3 protein-coding genes are annotated in these 2,113 nt (G+C 64.7%); all 3 read left to right on the forward strand.

The features are described from left to right. The first annotated feature begins 153 nt into the window (after nt 1–153). The gene (locus tag ACTNEN_RS13245) at nt 154–384 is read left to right on the forward strand and encodes a hypothetical protein (RefSeq protein ID WP_441206947.1); all 231 of its coding nucleotides are present in this window, start codon (nt 154–156) and stop codon (nt 382–384) included. 3 nt (nt 385–387) lie between these two features. Further along, a complete protein-coding gene (locus ACTNEN_RS13250) occupies nt 388–1,146 on the forward strand; it encodes a hypothetical protein (protein WP_441031769.1) in 759 nt (252 codons plus the stop codon). A 430-nt stretch (nt 1,147–1,576) separates the two neighbouring features. Further along, a partial coding sequence (locus tag ACTNEN_RS13255) for a hypothetical protein (protein WP_441206948.1) occupies nt 1,577–2,113 on the forward strand: 537 nt, incomplete at its 3' end.

Raw genomic sequence — 2,113 nt, forward strand, 5'->3', positions numbered from 1 at the left:
CCCCCCCCCCCCCCCCCCCCCCCCCCCCCCCCCCCCCCCCCCCCCCCCCCCCCCCCCCCCCCCCCCCCCCCCCCCCCCCCCCCCCCCCCCCCCCGTTTTTCAAGCAGAAGACGGCATACCAGATGTCAACAGCGGTCTCGTGGGCTCGGAGATGTGTATAAGAGACAGGATGTGGTGACGGTGTCGCCCATCATGGGTCGGCAGCAGGATTTCCAAGATGTAGCGGCGAAGCTCGTCGCCGCTGGCGAGGTTCAGACGGTCACCGCATCGCGTGGCGTGGCGCTCCGCGTCACCCGCGATACCGCTGTGGCGGCTGGTGTCCTCGAAGAGGATAAACCGGCGGCTCGGTCCGCCAAGAAAACGACTACTAAGAAGGACGGCTAAACAATGGCTGCAATCAACCAAGCACTCCCGGTTATTAAGGGCTTCCGGATGCGCGCGACCCGCGTGGGCCGCTGCGGACTCCCCCTAAAGGGCCCGAAGAACCAGATCGTCACCGACGGCTTCATCGAGTTCGGCATGGAGCGCGAAACCTCCGATGGTGACGACATCGAGCAGAAGAACGCGTCCGGTGTCGTGTGCGCGACCGACCGCACCGAAGACCAGTTCAAGCGCTACAACCTCACCCTCCAGTTGTGCGGCATTCAGCCGGACTTGCTGACGATGTTCACCGACCAGGCGGCGGTTCTCGACGCTGACGGCGACACCGCGGGTTTCCTACAGCAGACCGGTGGCAACACTTCCGGTTCCGTGGCGCTGGAGCTGTGGGCCGGTACTGGCGGCGGTGATGACTGCGAGGTGCCGGAAAACGACGACATTTTCAAGTCTGTTGAGGGTGGTAAGACTGGCGGTCAGTGGTGGTACATCCTGCTCCCCTGGGTGCGTGGTGCTACCCTGGGCGACCTGACCATCAACGGCACCGACGCGGCGGAGGTTACCGTGTCGGCGTACACCGGCAGCGGTGCTCATTGGGGCCAGGGTCCCTATAACGTCGTGCCGGGTGCGGATGGTAGCGCGGGTCGCCTGCTCGCCCCGGTGCCTGCTCGCACCCACCTGTTGATGCAGCGCACCACCATCGCACCCCCGGAGGTGACGAAGGGCGCGGTGGAGCTTACCGTGCCGTCCCCGTATTTCTCCGCTGCCTAATCATCCGGTATAGTGGTGGGTGGTGGCCCTACCGATTAGGGTCGCTGCCTCCGCTTCCAGATGTTGCGGTGGTGACAAGAAACCATTTTTTCTTGCGCGTACCCATGATTCCCCCGCTGTCCACTCACGGCGGGGGATTCGTGGTTGTATGCTGGTGGTGCGATGCTGCTTCACCGTCGGGTGTTTTCAACCGCTGTGGTGCTCGGCGGGGAGTTTGCCGCCCGGCTGGTGGGCAGTATCGCGCCGAGAATGAGGGATTGTCCGAATGAGCCCCGTTCCTGGTTGATGATGGTGTGGAGACCGTCGCCCCTTGTGGCCTTGTGATCTCGTTGTCTTGTGGTGAGCAGCGATTGATCCGGCGTATGGGTGCGGAGGACCATCATTACCCGGGGGCGGGGTTTATTCGTTTCCCGACCCGGGGAGGGGTGTCGTGGTTGGTAGCATTACCGGTATGAGTGACCTTTGCGAGTGGCCGGTAGACATGTCGTGCTTCCCCCCTATCCCGGAGGGTAAAGAGGATGTGGCCCGCCTGGCTGTGGATACGGCTACGGAGATTCTGTGGGCGCTGACGGGTCGGCAGTTCGGGGTGTGCCCGGCGGTGTATCACCCGGGGGTTGAGCAGTGTTTGCGGTGCGAGCCGACGCTGTGGCGGGGCGAGTGGTTCAACGTGGATGTGTCCACAGCGGAGTGTATGCGGATCGTGCTGCCCGGCCCGGTGTTCGAGGTGACTCGGGTGGAGCTTTCGGACGGGTCCGATGGTGAGTTCGCGGTGTCGGGGGATGCGGTGGTGGTGCGTGGGGCTCGCCCGACGGCGATTCACTACCAGCGGGGTATTCCCGCGCCCCCCTCGGCGGGGTTCATGGTTGGCAGGCTCGCGGCGGAGCGGTATCTACAATGTGTCGATTCCGGGCGGTGCCGACTCCCCAAATACGCCACGCAGGTGACCCGGCAGGGAGTGTCGGTGCAC

Origin of the sequence: Oribacterium sp. HCP28S3_H8 (genome assembly GCF_052064775.1) — a bacterium.
Taxonomy (GTDB): domain Bacteria; phylum Bacillota; class Clostridia; order Lachnospirales; family Lachnospiraceae; genus Oribacterium.

Excerpts from the sequence above, each read along its gene's own strand:
- ACTNEN_RS13250 (WP_441031769.1), top strand. The coding sequence starts at position 388 with ATGGCTGCAATCAACCAAGCACTCCCGGTTATTAAGGGCTTCCGGATG.